This is a genomic window from Spirosoma oryzae (assembly GCF_003002825.1).
Taxonomy (GTDB): Bacteria; Bacteroidota; Bacteroidia; order Cytophagales; family Spirosomataceae; genus Spirosoma; species Spirosoma oryzae.
Genome location: NZ_PVTE01000042.1, coordinates 1 through 19,157 on the forward strand (window position 1 = coordinate 1; position 19,157 = coordinate 19,157).

The following is a 19,157-nucleotide window of genomic DNA, read 5'->3' on the forward strand; positions in this document are numbered from 1 at the left end:
TGGTCTCAGGGTGTTGAGTCAGGCAGTGGAGCGTTTTTATTTCATCAAACTAGGTTATGGACTCAATCCGAATTAAAACCCCTACAAGATTAGCCCTTTAGGGGGCTGGGGGGTAGACGGTATAGAACTTAACAGCCCTGCCCTAAAGGGAACTTTGCTCGTACTTGAAAAAAGTCCCCTTCAGGGGATTTAGGGGTTACCTGATTGATTCATTCTTCCGCTACCGCTGCGTATAGTCTGATAGCGGTAGTCCGTCACCTTCGTCCTGCACCATTTCCAGGATACGCTCGACTTCCTGCACCCGGTCGACGTCGCCGTTTTTCTCGAAGGCAAGTACCAGATTGCGCAACACGCGCCGGACAATGTCGGCATTCGTGCAGGGTTGGTAAAACGTACTAAGCTGTTTCAGATTCAACTGATCGATGTACTGATCGATGTCTTTCTTGGAGAAAATAAGCCCCCGATTGAACACGTTGATGTAAAACTGAACGCCATTACCGTCTTTGTACGTCAGCACGAACAGGTTCGGCAAGTTGACGCCGTAAATGGGCAGTTTCAGCCGGTTGGCAATCAGCATGTACAGGATACAGAGCGTAATCGGGTTACCCCGACGCGACTCCAGCACCTGATTGATCATCGAATTAGCCGGCGAGTGAAAGTGCTTGTTGTTGGGCGCAAACTTCAGCTTTGTGAAGAACGCGTTGTTCATCGCCCGCACCCGCTCATCGGGGTGCATATCGTCTTTGAAATCGACCCAGACGTCGTAGAACAATTGTTCGACGTCCTGCCGCAGTTTGTCCAGCGACAGGTCGGGGTATTGGTACGTCGCTACGATCCAGAGGCCTTCGAGCAGGTCCATACCGCCCCCGTTTTTCCAGTCGCGCATACGGTCGAGTACCGACTCGTATTGCAGATTATGGATTAACTCTTCAATGCGCTTTTGCAGCACCGGGTTAAAACTGCCTTCCCACTCGGTTTCCAGCAGCGGAATCATGGAGCCACCGATTTGTCGAATCTGCTGCTCTACATGCGCCACCACCTCATGATCTTCATCATCCAGCAGAGAAATAAGGGCTTTCAATTCCTTGTCGTTCATTCGTAGTTGTTGTCGCGTTCGGCCCCGGTCAGGCAAAACTCTTTTCGTAAACCTGTTGAATATACTACTTTTGTCGAGTTAAACGGACTCGTTTTACCAAAATAACGACAAATAATCTGTAAGAACGATTGACTTCTTCAGCACATTCTCCGAAGATTCTGGTAACGGGCGGGGCCGGTTTTATTGGCTCTCATACCGTTGTCTCACTGGTCGAAGCTGGTTTTGAGCCAGTCATTGTCGACGATCTCTCCAACTCGTTGTCTTCAGCACTGGATGGCCTGCGCGCTATTCTCGGCCGCGATGTAGCTTTCTACCAGGCCGACTGCAACGACCGGGAGGCCATGAAAGCCATTTTTGAGCAGGAGCAGCTCACCGGCGTCATTCACTTTGCCGCGTACAAGGCTGTGGGTGAGTCAGTTGCCGAACCGTTGAAGTACTACAACAACAACCTTGGTTCGCTACTGCTGCTACTCGACCTGATGAAGGAATACAAGGTCCGTACGCTCGTTTTTTCGTCGTCGTGTACGGTATACGGTCAGCCCGAACACCTGCCCGTTACGGAGGAAACGCCCCGGCTTCCGGCGCAGTCGCCCTATGGCAACACAAAGGCTATCGGCGAAGACATCATCCGCGACGCCGTCCGGGCCCAGTGGCCTGTCAAAGCCTTGGCCCTGCGCTACTTCAACCCGATCGGTGCCCACCCATCCGCCGAAATTGGTGAACTCCCGCTGGGCGTACCGGCCAATCTGGTTCCGTTTATCACGCAGACGGCCGCCGGCATGCGCCCCAGCCTGACGGTGTACGGCGACGATTACAACACACCCGACGGCACCTGTGTCCGCGACTATATCCACGTCATGGATCTGGCCGACGCGCACGTGCAGGCGCTGCGTCAGTTGAACGAGACTAATGCCGATGCCTGCTACGATGTCATCAATATCGGTACCGGCCGGGGCGAAACGGTTTTGAACGTCATCAAAACGTTCGAGGAAGCCACCGGCGTGTCGGTCAATTACACCATCGGGCCACGCCGGCCGGGCGACGTTGAGCAGGTGTACGCCGACGTGTCAAAGTCGGCCCGCGTGCTTAACTGGAAGACCACTCATTCGCTTGCCGAAGCCCTGCGCGATGCCTGGCGCTGGCAGCAGAAGATTGGTGCTAAAGTTGCATCAGAATAGGCTATAACGGACTGGCAACGAGAACACGCCACCACCATATACGCAGCAAACCATGAAACTACTGATTACCGGCGGAGCCGGCTTTATCGGATCGCATGTCGTCCGGCTCTTCGTCACTAAATATCCTGAGTACCAGATCTACAACCTCGATAAGCTGACCTACGCCGGAAACCTGGCCAACCTGTCGGACATCGAGAACGCGCCGAACTACACGTTCATCAAAGGCGACATCACCGACGCGAAGTTTCTGGAGGATATGTTCGCCGAGATTCCGTTCGATGGTGTCATCCACCTGGCTGCCGAATCACACGTCGACCGGTCGATTACCGACCCAATGTCATTCGTAATGACCAATGTTGTCGGTACGGTCAATTTGCTCAACGCGGCTAAAAACAGCTGGCAGGCTAATGGGGCCGGGGGCACGTCTGCCTTCGACGGTAAGCGGTTCTACCACGTCTCGACCGACGAAGTATACGGATCGCTGCATAACCCCGACGAGTTTTTCCTCGAAACGACGCCCTACGACCCGCAGTCGCCTTACTCGGCGTCGAAAGCTGCGTCGGACCATTTCGTACGGGCCTATGGCAACACATACAAAATGCCGGTCGTACTGTCGAACTGCTCGAATAACTACGGCCCGAATCACTTCCCCGAGAAGCTGATTCCGCTGATGATTCACAACATTCAGACAAACAAGCCTTTGCCCGTTTACGGCAAGGGAGAAAACGTCCGCGACTGGCTGTTCGTTGTCGATCACGCGCGGGCTATTGATACCGTGTTCCACAAAGGCGTGCTGGGCGAAACGTACAACATCGGCGGCTTCAACGAGTGGAAAAACATCGACATCGTGCATCTGCTCTGCGCCACGATGGACCGCAAACTCGGCCGTCCGGAAGGCACGTCGGCGAAATTGATCACGTACGTCACCGACCGGGCCGGGCATGACCTGCGCTACGCCATCGACGCCAACAAAATCATGAACGAGCTGGGCTGGCAGCCGTCGCTTCAGTTTGAGGAAGGTCTCGAAAAAACCGTCGACTGGTTCCTCGCCAATCAGGAGTGGCTCGACAACGTTACCTCGGGTGCCTATCAGACGTATTACCAGGGCATGTACGCCAATCGATAAATGTTGAATGATAGAGTAATTGAATGATAGAATGCAAGATGCTTGCACTAACCATTCAATCATTCTTCAATTCATCCATTCACTCATTGAAACTATGAAAGGAATTATCCTGGCCGGGGGCTCCGGTACACGGCTGCACCCACTTACGCTGGCGGTCAGCAAGCAGTTGATGCCGGTTTATGACAAGCCGATGATTTATTACCCCCTCTCGATTTTGATGCTGGCGGGTATTCGGGAAGTGCTCATTATCTCAACCCCACACGATCTGCCCCATTTCGAAAAACTGCTGGGCGACGGATCGCGGCTGGGCTGCTCGTTTAGCTACGCCGTTCAGCCAAGCCCCGACGGACTGGCGCAGGCGTTTATCATCGGCGAAGAGTTTATCGGCGACGATAAGGTAGCACTGGTGCTGGGCGACAATATCTTCTACGGCTCGGGTCTGTCGAAACTGTTGCAGGCTAACAACGATCCGGATGGGGGTGTCGTTTACGCCTATCAGGTACACGACCCCGAGCGGTACGGTGTCGTTGAGTTTGACGATCAGTTCAACGTCCTGTCGATCGAAGAAAAGCCGGAACAGCCCAAATCGAACTATGCCGTGCCGGGTCTGTACTTCTACGACAACGATGTAGTCAAGATTGCCAAAAATATCAAGCCGTCGCCCCGTGGCGAACTGGAAATCACCGACGTCAACCGGGTGTATCTGGAGCAGGGTAAGCTGAAAGTCGGCGTGCTGGACCGGGGAACCGCCTGGCTCGACACGGGCACGTTCGAGTCGCTGATGCAGGCCGGGCAGTTTGTCCACGTGATCGAAGAGCGGCAGGGTCTCAAAATCGGCTGTCCGGAGGAGATCGCCTATCGCATGAAATTCATCGACGCTGCGCAACTGGAAACGATTGCCAAGCCGCTGGTGAAAAGCGGTTATGGTCAGTACCTGCTTAACATTCTGAAGTAAGGTTTTACGTGTTGCTATACATAGAAGCGCCGGGGTAATCACCTCGGCGTTTTTTGTTATTTATGAAAAACGCTAAAGCTTTATCCCACGGCAACGACCGACCGTCCCAGCCCTCCGCCCCGTCAGACCGCCTGTTGCAGGATATTACGTAGGTGAGCCATAGTACTGATTGTGGGCCTTCTCTACCCCTAAATCCCCTGAAGGGGAATTTGTCTACGTGTGAGCAAAGTCCCCTTCAGGGGATTTAGGGGTCAAAGAGCCTGCTTATAAAACCAGATAACCGACGACGACGACAAAAACTCCACAACAATGGTCGGCAGTTGCCGTAGGGTTCCTTGCAATAATTACAACACCACCATTCCGCCCTGTAAGCTAGTTGCTGTAATGCACTAAGTCCCGTTCCAGTCTACGCAGTATATCGGGGTTAGTCCGCACTTTGCTAGGTAGTTCTACGTGATTAGGGGGTTCTGCGGCTGGAGTTGATTGAGAAGCGAGCGGTTCTTTAATAGATTTCGCTCAGTGTTAATTAACTCCACTTACACCATGTTCCCATTTACTAAAGACGCAGGCCGTTTCCTTGACGAGCAAGAAAGCAATGACATGACAGGTACTTATCTCAAACGCAAACACGAGATGGGCATTAGCGACGACGTATGTGTTCGCTCCGAGTTTTTCGGTCTTGATCAGGTCATGCAATTGCTTAACAAGCCCGGTTGCGTAGGTTTGCGTATTCATCAGGCAAAGCGCCGGGAAGACGACAACGGTACCCCTGACGAATCAGGTTCGCTGAAGCCCCGCGTGCTGTTGACAGCCGTTGATGAGAACGGGCACGACATAACTGGTCGCACAGCACAAATAGGCCTCAAGGACGATCCTGATGATAACTCAACGCTTGGTACCGGATACACTTGCCCGCAGCATTGTCCTAAGTAATTATCGACCAATATCTAATAATGCTGGGTAGACTACTACATTATTTCGCTACATATCCGCTTGATTTCGCGGCTCACGTAAGTAGTAGTCTCCCAGTTATAGCTGGTTTGATAAAGATTAAATATTTAGGTAGACAAGCTAAACTTATTCTATTATTATTTTTCTGGTTTTTCTCAAAGGAGACGTACTCGCTTTACTTGGCATTTACAGCACCCAATAACCTCTTTTTACAAAACATAGGCTCTATTTCCGAAACAGTATTCTGTGGCCTTATCTTCTACTATGCTATTGATAAATCATCCGAACGAAAAATTGTAAGTATAGGAGGTATTTTCTGCACGCTACTATTAATCTATTTCTATAAAAGTGAGTCAGTTTCTGATATCAGTCTTTCTATTTTCAGAGTTTACGCTATCATACTTACATTATTATATTTCAACCGATTACTGACGGATATGCACGCCGTCAGTATTATGCATCATACATTATTCTGGTTTTCGTCAAGCCTACTGCTTTATTCAGCAGGTACGTTCTTCATTGTTTTATTTAGCGAGTACTGGTATCAAGGAATGGACAAAGTACCGGCTGCTGTTTTTGATCAATACTGGAACGCCAGCCAAATACTATTCATCATTTTCGCTGTTCTGTCCGCCGTCGGCCTTTGGATGAGCAAACATGACCGACGGACCGTCTAAGCAGCATACTCCGGTTAACCAGTATATTGCTACCGACGATAAGGCAACTTGGATAGTGACAGATCGCGGGCTTAGTACTATGGCAAGTACGCTTTATAATGCATCAATTTTTTACGCCTTATCAGGAATATCCAGTTGCATTCGTTGCCGAGCTGATAACGTTACTGCCTGTGGTTCTAGGATCATTTTATTTTCGTTCCCTGAATCACGACATTAGATTCTTAGTGGTCTTATTTTTCCTGTTTTTTATTCGCGACATATCTTCAAATTTCCTTGCCTATTTCCAGATAAATAACCTATTTATCTACAATCTTTTCTCTATACTGGAACTAGTGTTTCTATCGCTGATATTCTGTTACGACGACACTATAAAAGTTGAAAATTATCGTAGAGTGATTAGGTGGCTTGGGATTGCTTGCATACTAGCTAGTGTATTTTTGTACACGCGTAGCGATTTTTCAACTGGTGACTTCGTTATCGTAAGACTATATGGGATTTTTCTGACTATTTTTTTCTTTGAGCGGGCTCTCTCAGACGTTGCCGTGAAAAACATAGTGAAGTACCCCATGTTCTGGGTAGCTAGCGGCTTCCTATTGTACTTCTGCGGCACATTCTTTATCTTCCTTCTCAGTAGCGAAGTGTTATCCAGTCATGCAGAAAAAGATACCTTCACGCTGTACTGGGACACTAATCTTATATTCTACATAATCTTCTGCCTGTTGTCGTCGGTCGGCATATACGTGAATCGGTACGCCAACAACATATCCTAGTCCGTGCGACCCGACCAACGTAACCTGTTCTTTTTTAGCGCAAACTAATTGACTTTCGGTAGTTCGTAGCCCATTTTTGTTGTTCTTATTCGCTACTATAATGCTGGTAATGAGCACAGGGATGACGGTTGTTATCGGGTCCGCCGTCCTGGTGGGGATGGCTGTGTTCATCATTGTTTTCGTGGCCTACTACCAGCAGCGACAAGCCAAACAGCAGTTAGCGCTTAAGGAAATTCAGGAGCAGCACCGGCGCGAACTGATGGCCGCTACGTTCCGGGGGCAGGAAGCCGAGCGGCAACGACTGGCCGAAGACCTGCACGACAGTATCGGTACCATGCTGTCGGTGACGAAGATGAGTCTGAATCAGCTCAACCGGCAATTAGATGATGCGGAAAACCGGCGGGGACAACTCCACAAAACCCGCGACATGCTCGACGAGACGATGAGCAACGTCCGGCGCATCAGCCGCGATCTGGTCCCCACAACGCTACAGCGATTCGGGCTGCTGGCTTCCCTGGAAGAACTGGCCGATCGCGCAACGAACGATGAGCTGCGGGTCGTGCTCGATTGTCCGTCGCCAGTCGACCACCTGCCCCAGGCCCTACAGCTGGCGTTTTACCGCATTTCGCAGGAATTACTCAACAACGCCATTCGCCACGCGCGGGCCGAAACGATCACGATTCAACTGTACTGTGTCGGCCCCGATGCCCGGCTCTCAGTGATCGATGACGGGGTTGGCTTCGATCTCGACACAATCCTGGAAGACAAAAAGGCGGGGCTGGGACTGCGCAATATCGAAAGCCGGCTGAGCGTCGTTGATGGTCACGTTACGTTCGATGTGGCACCGGGCCGGGGTTCCCGTATTCATGCCCAGGTATCGCTCGACACGCCATTACTGGTGACGTTAACGAACTGATAAAAAACCCGTTACTTTTGTTTGCGGCTGCGTCGTCGTACCGACTAAGGCCACGTACTACCAACCTATTTCCTCTGACTAATCACTGACTGTATGCGAAAAATTCGACTTGCTCTTTGTGACGATCACACACTGTTCCGGCTTGGTATGGCCACTATCCTGGGGCAGATTCATGATTTTGAACTGGTTCTCGAAGCCGCCAATGGACAGGAACTCATCGACAGAATTGCCCGCAAGACGCCCGACGTCGTGCTGCTTGACCTCAGGATGCCCGTTATGGACGGCATGGCGACTGCCGATTATCTTCGGGAGAAGTATCCGCTCGTCAAGATTATCATCCTGACCATGCAGGACGAAGACCGGATGGTGCTTCATCTGCTGGAAAAAGGCGTCGGTGGTTACCTGCTGAAAGACGCCGAAGCAGACGAAGTCGAACGGGCTATCCGCAAGGTGATGGACGACGGCGTGTACCTGAATGAGTTCGTCTCACGCGCCATGCACCGCCGAATGATAAACAAACCGACGGGGCTAACCACCTCCACCAGCCCGTTCTACAACAGCAAGGTTCTGCTGTCGGAGCGCGAGAAAGAAGTACTCTCCCTGCTGTGCGACGGGTTGTCGACAAACGAAATCGGTGAGAAGGTTTGCCTGAGCCCACGCACGGTAGAAGGCCACCGGCTGCGTATTCTGGAAAAAACCGGCACCAAAAATACGGCGGGGATGGTGGCCTACGCCTTTCGCAACAACCTCGTCTGACCTACAAGCTTCCCGTTCGCCCGCCGTCGACGGGCAGATTGATACCATTGATTGATGCTGCGGCTGGTGTGCAGAGAAATGCCACAGCCGCAGCAACTTCTTCCGCCGTCACGAAACGACCCGTCGGAATGTCGCGCTGCATCGTCTCCGCAACTTCGTCCTCCGACTTCCCGGAACTAGTAGCCCGCATGCGGATCACCGAGTCTAGTCGGGCCGTCTGTGTGTAGCCGGGTAGGACATTGTTGACGGTTACGCCAAACGGCGCGATTTCCAGCGACAGCGTTTTACTCCACTGCGCCACCGCTCCCCGGATCGTATTCGACACGCCCAACCCAACAATAGGTTGCTTGACCGATGTGCTGATAATGTTGACGATTCGACCGTAACCCGCCTGCTTCATCGCTGGCAATACCGCCTGCACCAGCGCCTGATTATTCAGCAAATGGTTATGAAACGTCTGGATAAACGCATCCGCCGTTGCCTCGATCAGCGCACCGCCCGCCGGTCCTCCCGTGTTGTTGATTAGTATGTGCATGTCCGGGTAGCTGGCCAGATGCTGTTGAATGGCCTGTGCCACCGCGCCCTCCTGACCAAAATCAGCCACGATGTAGCGGTGTGTTTGTCCCTTGCCCGTATCCAGCGTCGTCAGTGTTTGCCACAGGCTCTCTTCGTTGCGCGCCATCAGCACGACGGTAGCGCCCAGTTTGGCCAGTTCAACCGCCGACGCCCGCCCGATTCCCTGCGTGCTGCCGCAGACAAGTGCCGTTTTGCCTGTTAGATCAAGATTCATATACTGCGTTGTTTTTTGTGTACGCCTAAATTTGGCAATCGTTTCGTTCGTTGCCTTGTCGTATGTCTATTCGCCCGCTTGTTCTGCTGCTGTTGTTTTCCTGCCTGACTATTACTTCAATGGCGGCACCACCCAGCCATAGCGGTTGGAACCGTTTGCTGAAACAGTACGTCAACGAGCGCGGCATGGTCGATTACCAGGGGATGAAACGCGATCAGGCTCGGCTGAAAACGTACCTCGACCTGCTTAGCCAAAACCCACCCACACCCGCCTGGTCGACGAATGAACAGATGGCGTACTGGATCAATGCGTACAATGCATTCACAGTACAGCTCATTCTCGATCACTATCCCGTCACAAGTATCAAAGACATCGGCTCGGCAGTGCAGATTCCTCATGTCAACACCCCGTGGACGGAGAAGTTTTTTTCGATTGGCGGCAGAAAGATGAGTCTCGACAACATCGCGAACGGTACGCTACGCAAGCAGTTCAACGACCCACGGATTCATTTCGCACTGGTCAATGCCGCCAAATCAGGCCCGCGTCTGCGCAATGAAGCCTATACCCCCACCCGGCTTGCCGAGCAACTTAACGAACAGGGCGTCGACTTTTTGAACGATCCCACCAAAAATGCGATTGCGCCCACCCGCGCCAGTCTGTCGAAGCTTTTCGATTGGTACAAGGGCGACTTTACAAAAAACAAACGCTCGGTCGTGTACTGGGTAAATCGCTACTCGCAGACAAAAATAGCCGACGATATAGCCATCTCGTATCTGGATTTCAACTGGCAATTGAACGAGCAGTGAGCCAGTCGGATACGGGTCTGGTCGACAAACAGGGCAAACAATACTATTCGGCGGCTGTTCATAGAGCGAAGCCTGACCAGGCTGAACAGGATTGGTTATGCCGAAAAAAATTGTTTACTGGTTTAGAAATGACCTTCGCCTGCACGACAACGAAGGATTTACCCGCGCCCTGTCCGACGCCGATACAGTATTGCCCGTTTTTGTTTTCGACACCGACTGGTTTGCTGATTTACCAGCCATCGGTTTTCGAAAGATGGGCGTCTTTCAGGCCCACTTCCTGCGGCAATCGGTAATTGACTTACAATCGTCACTCCGTAACCGGGGCGGTGATCTGTTGATTCGTGTTGGTAATCCGGCAACTATACTGGCGGAGATAGCCCGTGACAGCGAAGCCGACGCTATTTATGCTAGCAAGGAGGTAACGCAGGAAGAAACCGATATTGAGTCTGATCTGAGCAAGCGACTCAAACCACTCAACATTGACCTCGACCTGATCTGGCAATCAACACTGTACCATGTGCGCGATCTGCCTTTTGCCGTCGCGAAACTCCCTAACGTCTTTACGCAGTTTCGCAAGGAAGTAGAGAAACGGGCGGATGTCCGTGAGTTGATCCCCACGCCCGAACGCCTATCGATATCGGCAGATCAGGATATGGGTACGGTTCCGACACTGGCCGAACTTGGCTACTCGCCCGACGAGATTAGCCGTGTCGACCAGCCGGACCAACGGGCAGTCTTACCGTTTCAGGGTGGTGAGTCAGCGGGTATTAGTCGGCTGAATCACTACCTGTGGGAAAGCGATCAGCTACGGACGTACAAAAACACCCGTAACGGTATGCTGGGAGAAGGTTACTCCTCGAAGTTTTCGGCCTGGCTGGCACTGGGTTGTCTGTCGCCCCGGTTTATTTACCACGAAATAAAGCGGTACGAAGCTGAGCGGGTCGAAAACGATTCGACATACTGGCTGGTCTTCGAACTACTCTGGCGCGACTTTTTCCGGTTCGTAGCTCTCCGGTTTGGCAACCGGATTTTCAAGATCAGTGGTATTCGCAATGACATTACCAAACGCTGGCGACGCGATCAGGACCTTTTCCTGCGCTGGGCTGCGGGCGAGACGGGCATTCCGTTCATAGATGCCAACATGCGCGAATTGAACGCCACTGGCTTCATGTCGAACCGGGGTCGGCAAAACGTCGGGAGTTTTCTGGTAAAGGACCTCGGCATCGACTGGACCTGGGGAGCGGCCTACTTCGAAAGTCAGCTGATCGACTACGACCCGTGCAGCAACTGGGGCAACTGGAACTACGTGGCTGGTGTTGGTAACGACCCACGCGAAGATCGCTACTTCAACATTCTGTCGCAGGCTACACGTTACGATGAGCAGGGCGCTTACGTCAAACACTGGCTCCCTGAACTGGCCAACGTTCCCGCCGACCGCATCCACAAAGTCTACGAGTTGCCAAACGCTGAGTTGGGGCAGTATGACGTTTATCCCGGCGACAATTATCCGTTGCCGATCGTCAGGCCCGAGCGGTGGACAGACGCCAAATTCAACCGCTGACGTATATTCAGCTGAATTTATCCGCAGTTTTACTCAATTTTATCACCAACAAAATCGATTTCATCTACACACGTCATGTCAAAGTCGCTCATCATCGTAGTTGTCATCGCCCTCATTCTGGGCATGTATGGCTGTAGTTCGTACAACGGCCTGGTCACTAGTGATACTAACGTACAGGAAAAATGGTCGCAGGTCCAGACGCAATACCAGCGCCGGTCCGACCTGATTCCGAATCTGGTCAATACCGTTAAGGGAGCCGCAAATTTTGAGAAGGGCACACTAGTAGCCGTGCAGGAAGCCCGCTCGAAAGCCACGTCGATCAACCTGACCGCCGATCAGCTGACGCCCGAAAACGTGCAGAAGTTTCAGGCTGCGCAGGATCAGCTTAGCGGTTCGCTGTCCCGTCTGCTGGCCGTAGCCGAGAACTACCCAAACCTAAAAGCCACGCAGAACTTTTCGGAATTGCAGGCCCAACTGGAAGGAACGGAAAACCGTATCTCGGTCGCTCGTAACGATTTCAACGGTGCCGTTCGGGAATACAACCAATCGGTACGCTCGTTCCCCAACAATATCTTCGCGGGTATCTTCGGCTTCCCCGTAAAAGGTTTCTTCGAAGCCTCGCAGGCCGCTCAGAACGCTCCTTCCGTACAGTTCTAACAATCGGAAACCATCCGGATCAGTGTAATCGCCCTGGTCCGGATGGTTAACTCCAGTCGCCCATGAGCAGCCCATTCACACCAGTCGAGCAGGAACAGATCATTGACGCGATCCGGCGGGCAGAGCAGGCTACGTCGGGCGAAATCCGTGTGCATATCGAAGCCCATTGTTCGTCGCTCGACCCGGTTCAGCGAGCCATCGACGTGTTTCATCATCTGGGCATGCACGAAACCAAGCAACGCAACGGGGTTCTGTTTTACCTGGCTCACACCGATCACAAATTTGCGATCGTGGGCGACCAGGGAATCAATCAGCAGGTGCCGAGCGATTTCTGGCAAAGTACCAAAGACCTGATGCGGGGCTACTTCGTTCAGGCGCAGTACGTTGAAGGACTGCGACAAGGTATCGACCGTGCCGGTCAGCAGCTGAAGCATTATTTTCCGTACGACGGAGCCACCGACGTCAATGAGCTTCCCGACGACATCTCGTTTAGTTAATCCTGCCGTGAACGTTACGACCAATACATCGCTAGCTCGTTTGCTGCCCACCAGTTTACTCGTGGTGCTCCTGTCGTTAGTGGCATTGGCGGGGTACGCGCAAAGCGCATCGTTAGCCGATTCGGTTATTCCGGCTCGTCCGAATCCGCCCCGCCTGGTCAACGATTTTGCGGGAGCACTTAGCGCACAGGAACGCGCCCGGCTGGAGCAGAAACTCACGGCCTACAACGATTCGACCTCCACGCAGATCACCATCGTCATCGTCAAAACGACGGAGCCCTACCCAATCGGCGACTTTGCCTTTCAGGTAGGCCGTAAATGGGGCGTTGGCCAGAGTCAGAAGAATAACGGTCTTGTACTGGCCTGGGCTACGCAAACCCGAAAAGTGTACATCGCCACGGGCTACGGTCTGGAAGGTGCTATTCCCGACGCTATCGCCAAGCGAATCATTGCCAACGATATTATTCCGGCGTTCAAAGAGAAGCGTTATTTCGACGGTCTTGACGCGGCCACTACCGAGATTATTCAACGGGCGCAGGGCGAGTACAAAGCTGATCCACGCTCGTCGGATGATGATGGCGGTTTTGGCGGCCTCTTTTTCCTGATCGTCGTTGGTCTGATCATTTTCGTCATTTTCGCCAATCGTAATCGCGGGGGGGGCGGCAGCAATCGCAACCGGGGTGGCGGCTTCTTCCCACCGGTCTTCTTCCCAACGTCGACAGGTTCGGGCTGGGGTGGCTCCAGCGTTGGGGGTGGTTTCGGCGGAGGAAGTGGCGGTGGGGGCTTTGGCGGCTTCGGCGGAGGTAGCTTCGGGGGCGGTGGTGCCGGGGGCGACTACTAGTTCGTCGTCTGATTGCGCGCTGCCAGATACGTAGCGCCTACCAGTGCCGCCAGCAACAACACGCCCGCAATTTCAAACGGCACAACGTACTCCGTCATTAGCTGTTTCCCGATCGTTTGTATCGTCGACTGCCAGCCAACCGGCTCGTTAAGCAGCGGAAAGTTTGCCCGCGCCAGCAACGTATACAACGCAACAAACAAGCTTGTAGCGATCGCAAAACCAGCCAATGTAGCTCCCGTTCGATTCAGTGATGGTACACGATTGGCCGTCTGGCTATTGACCGCAGCGGCTGGTTCGGCTTTGTGCGTCAGCATCACGCCGAAAATCACCAGTACCAGAACGCCCCCCACGTAGATCATAATCTGCGCAACAGCTAAAAAATCAGCACTGGCCAGTACAAATAGTCCGGCCACGCCCAGCAGGGTGAGCAGTAGAAAGAATGCTGCGTACAACACATTGCGGGTTACCAGTACGGCAATAGCACCAAGTAGCGTAAGCGCCGAAAATCCGTAGAAAGCGAGCTGAATCACAGCGGAAAGAAGAAAGGTGTACTAAAAAAGCCGATTGACTAAAGCTGACATTATGCCGATTCGCCCCCGTCTGCTGTCGGTTTCGGCTTCATTTTCGGTCGGAAGGCCGGTTTCGGTTTCGGCTTTTCCTCCGCCGGCAGCTCGCTCGTCGATTCCGCTGCTTTCTCCATTGCCGGTTCGGCAGCGGGCGTTGGCTTCATCGTTGGGCGGAAGCCCGGCGGTTTCGGCGTAGGCGCTTCAGTTGTAATACCAATTATCGGCTCGGCGGCCGGTTCAACAGCGGATGTGGTTACTGTCGGCTTCATCGTCGGTCGGAATGGAGCTTTCGGCTTCGGCGCTTCTTCCGGCTCAGCAGCATCCGACACGGGTGTAGACGACATAGGCGGTTTCATCGTCGGCCGGAAGCCAGTCGGTTTGGGACTAGCTGGAACCGCTTGTATTGGTTCGTCTGCCACAGGCTTTGGCTCGCTTTCGACCGCCGACGCGCTCACGGACTCATCAGCTGGCGCTTTCGGCTTCATTGACGGGCGAAAGGCCGGTTTCTTCGCGACCGCTTCAACTGCTTCGGGACTTCCATCAACTGACTTATCTCCTGCTTCATCAGCAGCTTTTGCCGGTTTCATCGAGGGTCGGAAAGCGGGCTTGGGCTTCGCTGGTTCGTCACTATTGTCGGCAGGAAGCGTGCCTTCTGGTTCTGCACTGGCCGCAGCTGGTGCCGACGGCTTCATTGACGGGCGGAAGGACGGTTTTTTCGTTGGTTCTGCTGTATCAGGCGTTGCCGTATTTTCAGGCTGCGTTGACGGGCTAGGGGGCGTAGCCGGCTTCATCGATGGCCGGAAGCCAGCCGGCTTTGGACTAGCCGTCGACGGCGTATCGTCGCTATCCGATTTATCAGTCGGAGCCGATACCGGTGGCTTCATCGACGGACGGAAGGCCGGCTTGGGAGCAACGGATTTTGTAGCTACATCACCAGTCGTCGATGCATCGGGCTCGATGGGCGCAGGCGGAATAGCGGGTTTACGCGTTGGCTGAAACGTAGGCTTTTTCGTTGTTTCCAGACCACCCTGCGCAATCTGCTCCATTTCCGTCGGCATTGCGTCAGTCAACGGGTGTTTGATAGCATCACTAGCTGAATTTTCATCCGGTGATGCGGGCGGTGTGGGTTTTGCCGATGGCCTGAACGCAGGCCGTTTGGCGGGTGCGGCTGTTGATCCTGTTGTTACTTCTGCTTTTTTCGCAGCTGCGGCAGCCGCTTTCTGTGCCTCCTTTTCCAGCATGAACTGCTCATACAAAGCCCGTTTTTCATCAACTTCAGCAGGTGTCAGGTCGGCATAGTGATAGGTCAGATTACCCAGCTCGAACTCGCTGTAGTCGAACTTCTTGTCCATCGTCAGACATTCCGTCGGGCAAACGGCCGTGCAAAGGCCACAGTAGCAGCACTTTGCCATGTCGATGTCGAACGTAGCCGCGTACAAACGAATCGGTGATCCGTCCGACGCCCGTCCGACTTCTTCTGTGGCTTTTATGGCGTCGATCGTGATACAATCAACGGGGCATACCTTGGCGCATTTGTCGCATACGATGCAGTCATCGATTTCATTATGCAACCGATAGCGACCATTGTCAGGAATAGGCAGTTGCTCGTGCGGGTATTGCAGCGTAACGAGCCCCGTCTGCACGTCGAAATAATTGTCGCTGGCGACGCCCACCGCCGACCGGCGCTTCGTCGCATTCCGTATATGCCGGAACGTCAGCCCAAGTCCTTTTATCGACGTTTGAATCCCCTTTTTTATATCCTGAAAATACGCCATTCGAGTTGAATGAGCGAAAGAGCGAAAGAGCGAAAGAGCGTTCTTATGTATGTTCGCTCTTTCGCTCTTTCACTCTTTCGCTCTTTATATTGCTGGAAAGCGGGCCGGGTCACTCTCGCTCATAAGGGCGTAGGCCGCTTCGATTACATCGTCAACATTGGGTTTGGAGAAATAATCCCCATCTGACCCGTAGGGCGGGCGGTGCGCTTTGGCCGACAGCGTCCGTGGTGGTGAGTCGAGGTACCGATACGCGTCCTGCTGATCGACGACCTGCTGCATCATAAACGCCGATGCACCACCCGGCACGTCTTCGTCGGCAAAGATGACCCGGTTCGTTTTCTTGATCGACTCCACAATTTGGTGATGCCGATCAAACGGTAGTAGCGACTGTACATCAATCACTTCCAGTTGAATACCCATATCCGCCAATTGACTGGCTGCCTCCATCACGATACGGCACATAGACCCGTAGGTAACGACGGTAAGGTCGCTTCCGACGCGAAGCGTCTCGGGGACACCCAGGGGTAAGCAAAATTCACTCAGGTTATCAGGCAACCGTTCTTTCAATCGATAACCATTGAGGCATTCGATAACCAGCGCCGGATCATCGCCTTTTATCAGCGTATTGTAGAAACCAGCCGCCTGTGTCATATTACGCGGCACTAGTACGTGAATACCACGCAGGCTACCCAGCATAGCGCCCAGTGGAGAACCGGAATGCCAGATGCCTTCCAGTCGGTGCCCCCGCGTGCGGATAATCAGGGGCGCTTTCTGACCACCTTTTGTCCGGTAATGCAGGGTCGCCAGATCGTCGGTCAGCGTGGCCAGTGCGTAATAGATATAATCGAAGTACTGAATTTCAACAATGGGGCGCAGCCCACGCATAGCCATACCGATTCCCTGCCCGATGATCGTCGTTTCGCGGATACCCGTATCCGTGATGCGCAGTTCACCGAACTTCTCCTGCAAACCAGCAAACCCCTGGTTTACATCGCCAATTTTACCGACGTCCTCCCCAATCGCCACGACGCGCTCGTCACGACTGAACAGGTTATCGAAGTATCGCTGCATCAGTATGTATCCGTCGACGGTTACCGACTCATCAGTATAGTGCGCAGGTGTACCGGTGATCAGCATCGGCGAGTCGGGCGACTGACTGAATAGAAAGGAATGGTACATATCCGCTGCTTTCCCGGCTGTCTTTTCCAGATACGTCTGTAACGGAGCCTTCACGTCCGACTTATCCATTCTGACCAAGCGTAACGCCTTGCGCACGGCGCTGACGGCATCACGTCGAAGGGGAAGGTGTTCTTTACGTAGCTGCTCCCGAATGGCCATCAGTTCCGCCGATTTCGGATTATGGCGGGCAGTCCGCTGAAGCAGGTCGAGCGCGTCGGTCAGATCCGGCTTCATCGACTCCTGAAAGGCACTCCAGGCCGACGACCGGGCGTCCCGAGCCACTTGCTTTGCTTCGGTGTCAATCGCATCAAGCTCATCACCCGTCGCGTAACCATTGGTAATGATCCACGAGCGGAACGTTCGGTTGCAATCGTGTTCGACTTCCCACGACAGGCGCTTCTTGCTTTTGTAACGTTCGTGCGAACCCGACGTCGAGTGCCCTTGTGGCTGCGTCAGCTCCTGCACGTGTACGAGTACTGGCACGTGCTGCTCACGGCAGATGCGAGCCGCCTGATCGTAAGCTTCCAATAGCGCCACATAATCCCAGCCTTTAACGGTTATAATTTCAATACCTCTGTCGTCGGCGTCGCGCTGTAGACCCGCCATCGCCTTCGAAATGCTTCCCTTCGTCGTCTGGTATTCTACCGGTACCGAAATACCGTAGCCATCGTCCCAAACCGACATCAGCAGAGGAACCTGCAAGACACCGGCGGCATTCATCGTCTCCCAGAACATGCCCTGAGAGGTCGATGCGTCACCGATCGTCGCGAAAATGACTTCGTTACCGTTGCGGGAAAATCCGGGCATGTCCTGCAATGCCGGATTCTGACGATACAGCTTCGAGGCATAAGCCAGGCCGACGGCGCGTGGAATCTGCCCGGCCGTCGGTGCTATGTCGCAAACCGAATTATACAGATCTGTCTGACTACGCCAAAGACCCTGTTCATCGACCCAACGGGTAGCGAAGTGACCGTTCATCGACCGGCCACCGGTATTAGGGTCAGCGTTTAAATCAGCATGGGCATAGAGCTGGGCGAAGAATTCATTCCAGCGCAGTTCACCCAGGGCAGCAACAAAGGTTTGATCCCGGTAATAGCCTGACCGAAAATCACCTTGTTTGAACGAGCGGGCGGCTGCTAGTTGGGCAAGCTCTTTCCCATCGCCGAAAATGCCGAATTTGGCCCGTCCACCCATCACATCACGCCGGCCAAGCAGGCTTACCTGTCGACTTTCACTAGCCAGCCGGTAATCAGATAGGATTTTTTCACGAGTAAGGATATCAGTCGAGCGGAGTTGTTCGTTGGCTATCACAGCAGGACCACGGGTTGAAGGATACAACAATAGTTTGTCTGATGAAGCACGCGGAACAGTCACATGGTGAAGGCCCGGTGAAAGTAAATTTAAGCGAAAACGCCCCAGCTTTCAAAAAAACGTTTTTTTTACGTTCCTTTGCTCATACAACGAAATCAGTCAGGAATTTGGCAAATCTTTTGCGCACTATTTCGTTTAATAGGTAGCACGTTCGATTAACCAAACTATAATTCTGTTCAGTATAATGAAAACCATTTTTTCACTTTTCGTAGCTTTATTTGCCTTTGTTGCAGTTAGCTATGGTCAGAAAGGTACCATGAAGTTTGCCAAAGAAACGCATGACTTCGGCAAAGTTGAGCAGGGCAAGCCCGTAACCTACGTATTCGAATTCAAGAATACGGGTACCGATCCGGTTGTTATCAACGATGCAGCCGCTTCCTGTGGTTGCACCAAACCAAGCTGGACGAAGGAACCCGTAATGCCGGGCAAGACAGGTTCGGTTTCGGCTACGTACAACGCAGCTACGATGGGCCAGTTCACCAAATCGGTGACGGTAACGAGTAATGCTGAAGCAGGACAGACGACGCTGTATCTGAAAGGTGAAGTAGTTGCCCAAAAAGATGCAGCAGCTGCTGCCGCTCCCACGGCTACTCCAGTAGACAAATCGAAGAAAAAAGGCACCAAGACTTCACGCTAACACGCTGAAGGGTTAATAGTGTGATTACGAAAGGCATTTGGTAGTGTACCGA

At 52.9% G+C, this 19,157-nt stretch carries 17 protein-coding genes; 12 read left to right on the forward strand and 5 right to left on the reverse strand.

Annotation, left to right across the window (positions count from 1 at the left end; all coding sequences use genetic code 11):
- Window positions 1–220 precede the first annotated feature (220 nt).
- A complete protein-coding gene (locus CLV58_RS26320; protein WP_106140829.1) occupies window positions 221–1,096 on the reverse strand; it encodes a transglutaminase-like domain-containing protein in 876 nt (291 codons plus the stop codon).
- 128 nt (window positions 1,097–1,224) lie between these two features.
- Here CLV58_RS26320 and galE point away from each other — a divergent pair, with 128 nt between their 5' ends.
- From galE to CLV58_RS26360, 6 genes are all read left to right on the forward strand, one after another.
- The gene (galE, locus tag CLV58_RS26325; RefSeq protein WP_106140830.1) at window positions 1,225–2,274 is read left to right on the forward strand and encodes a UDP-glucose 4-epimerase GalE; all 1,050 of its coding nucleotides are present in this window, start codon (window positions 1,225–1,227) and stop codon (window positions 2,272–2,274) included.
- Between the two features lie 52 nt (window positions 2,275–2,326).
- Window positions 2,327–3,400 (forward strand): dTDP-glucose 4,6-dehydratase, encoded by a 1,074-nt coding sequence (gene rfbB, locus CLV58_RS26330; protein WP_106140831.1) that lies wholly within the window; start codon window positions 2,327–2,329, stop codon window positions 3,398–3,400.
- 94 nt (window positions 3,401–3,494) lie between these two features.
- On the forward strand, window positions 3,495–4,355 hold the full coding sequence (gene rfbA / locus CLV58_RS26335; RefSeq protein ID WP_106140832.1) for a glucose-1-phosphate thymidylyltransferase RfbA: 861 nt from the start codon (window positions 3,495–3,497) through the stop codon (window positions 4,353–4,355).
- A 543-nt stretch (window positions 4,356–4,898) separates the two neighbouring features.
- A complete protein-coding gene (locus CLV58_RS26340; RefSeq protein WP_106140833.1) occupies window positions 4,899–5,288 on the forward strand; it encodes a hypothetical protein in 390 nt (129 codons plus the stop codon).
- A gap of 1,586 nt (window positions 5,289–6,874) precedes the next feature.
- Entirely contained in the window at window positions 6,875–7,669 is a 795-nt protein-coding gene (locus CLV58_RS26355; RefSeq protein WP_342748956.1) for a sensor histidine kinase, read from the forward strand.
- 93 nt (window positions 7,670–7,762) lie between these two features.
- Window positions 7,763–8,425, forward strand: coding sequence for a response regulator transcription factor (locus tag CLV58_RS26360; RefSeq protein WP_106140836.1), 663 nt, complete (start codon window positions 7,763–7,765; stop codon window positions 8,423–8,425).
- A gap of 1 nt (window position 8,426) precedes the next feature.
- On the opposite strand, the gene CLV58_RS26365 is transcribed toward CLV58_RS26360, so the two are convergent.
- A complete protein-coding gene (locus tag CLV58_RS26365; protein ID WP_106140837.1) occupies window positions 8,427–9,215 on the reverse strand; it encodes an SDR family oxidoreductase in 789 nt (262 codons plus the stop codon).
- 62 nt (window positions 9,216–9,277) lie between these two features.
- Here CLV58_RS26365 and CLV58_RS26370 point away from each other — a divergent pair, with 62 nt between their 5' ends.
- The 5 genes from CLV58_RS26370 to CLV58_RS26390 all read left to right on the forward strand — a co-directional run bounded on the left by CLV58_RS26370 (window position 9,278) and on the right by CLV58_RS26390 (window position 13,577).
- Window positions 9,278–10,021, forward strand: coding sequence for a DUF547 domain-containing protein (locus CLV58_RS26370; protein WP_106140838.1), 744 nt, complete (start codon window positions 9,278–9,280; stop codon window positions 10,019–10,021).
- A gap of 97 nt (window positions 10,022–10,118) precedes the next feature.
- On the forward strand, window positions 10,119–11,582 hold the full coding sequence (locus CLV58_RS26375; protein ID WP_106140839.1) for a DASH family cryptochrome: 1,464 nt from the start codon (window positions 10,119–10,121) through the stop codon (window positions 11,580–11,582).
- 75 nt (window positions 11,583–11,657) lie between these two features.
- Window positions 11,658–12,239, forward strand: a complete 582-nt coding sequence (locus tag CLV58_RS26380; RefSeq protein WP_106140840.1) for a LemA family protein — start codon at window positions 11,658–11,660, stop codon at window positions 12,237–12,239.
- A 62-nt stretch (window positions 12,240–12,301) separates the two neighbouring features.
- Window positions 12,302–12,736 (forward strand): TPM domain-containing protein, encoded by a 435-nt coding sequence (locus tag CLV58_RS26385; RefSeq protein ID WP_106140841.1) that lies wholly within the window; start codon window positions 12,302–12,304, stop codon window positions 12,734–12,736.
- A 7-nt stretch (window positions 12,737–12,743) separates the two neighbouring features.
- The gene (locus tag CLV58_RS26390; protein WP_245882474.1) at window positions 12,744–13,577 is read left to right on the forward strand and encodes a TPM domain-containing protein; all 834 of its coding nucleotides are present in this window, start codon (window positions 12,744–12,746) and stop codon (window positions 13,575–13,577) included.
- On the opposite strand, the gene CLV58_RS26395 is transcribed toward CLV58_RS26390, so the two are convergent.
- The 3 genes from CLV58_RS26395 to CLV58_RS26405 form a co-directional block, all read right to left on the reverse strand.
- Window positions 13,574–14,107, reverse strand: coding sequence for an NADH-quinone oxidoreductase subunit J family protein (locus CLV58_RS26395; RefSeq protein ID WP_106140843.1), 534 nt, complete (start codon window positions 14,105–14,107; stop codon window positions 13,574–13,576). The genes CLV58_RS26390 and CLV58_RS26395 overlap by 4 nt on opposite strands.
- Before the next feature lie 50 nt (window positions 14,108–14,157).
- Window positions 14,158–15,918: a 4Fe-4S dicluster domain-containing protein gene (locus CLV58_RS26400; protein ID WP_106140844.1), complete on the reverse strand. Its 1,761-nt coding sequence runs from the start codon at window positions 15,916–15,918 to the stop codon at window positions 14,158–14,160.
- Window positions 15,919–16,002: 84 nt separating this feature from the next.
- Window positions 16,003–18,408, reverse strand: a complete 2,406-nt coding sequence (locus CLV58_RS26405; RefSeq protein ID WP_106140845.1) for an alpha-ketoacid dehydrogenase subunit alpha/beta — start codon at window positions 18,406–18,408, stop codon at window positions 16,003–16,005.
- Window positions 18,409–18,652: 244 nt separating this feature from the next.
- Here CLV58_RS26405 and CLV58_RS26410 point away from each other — a divergent pair, with 244 nt between their 5' ends.
- Window positions 18,653–19,105 (forward strand): DUF1573 domain-containing protein, encoded by a 453-nt coding sequence (locus tag CLV58_RS26410; RefSeq protein ID WP_106140846.1) that lies wholly within the window; start codon window positions 18,653–18,655, stop codon window positions 19,103–19,105.
- Window positions 19,106–19,157 lie beyond the last annotated feature (52 nt).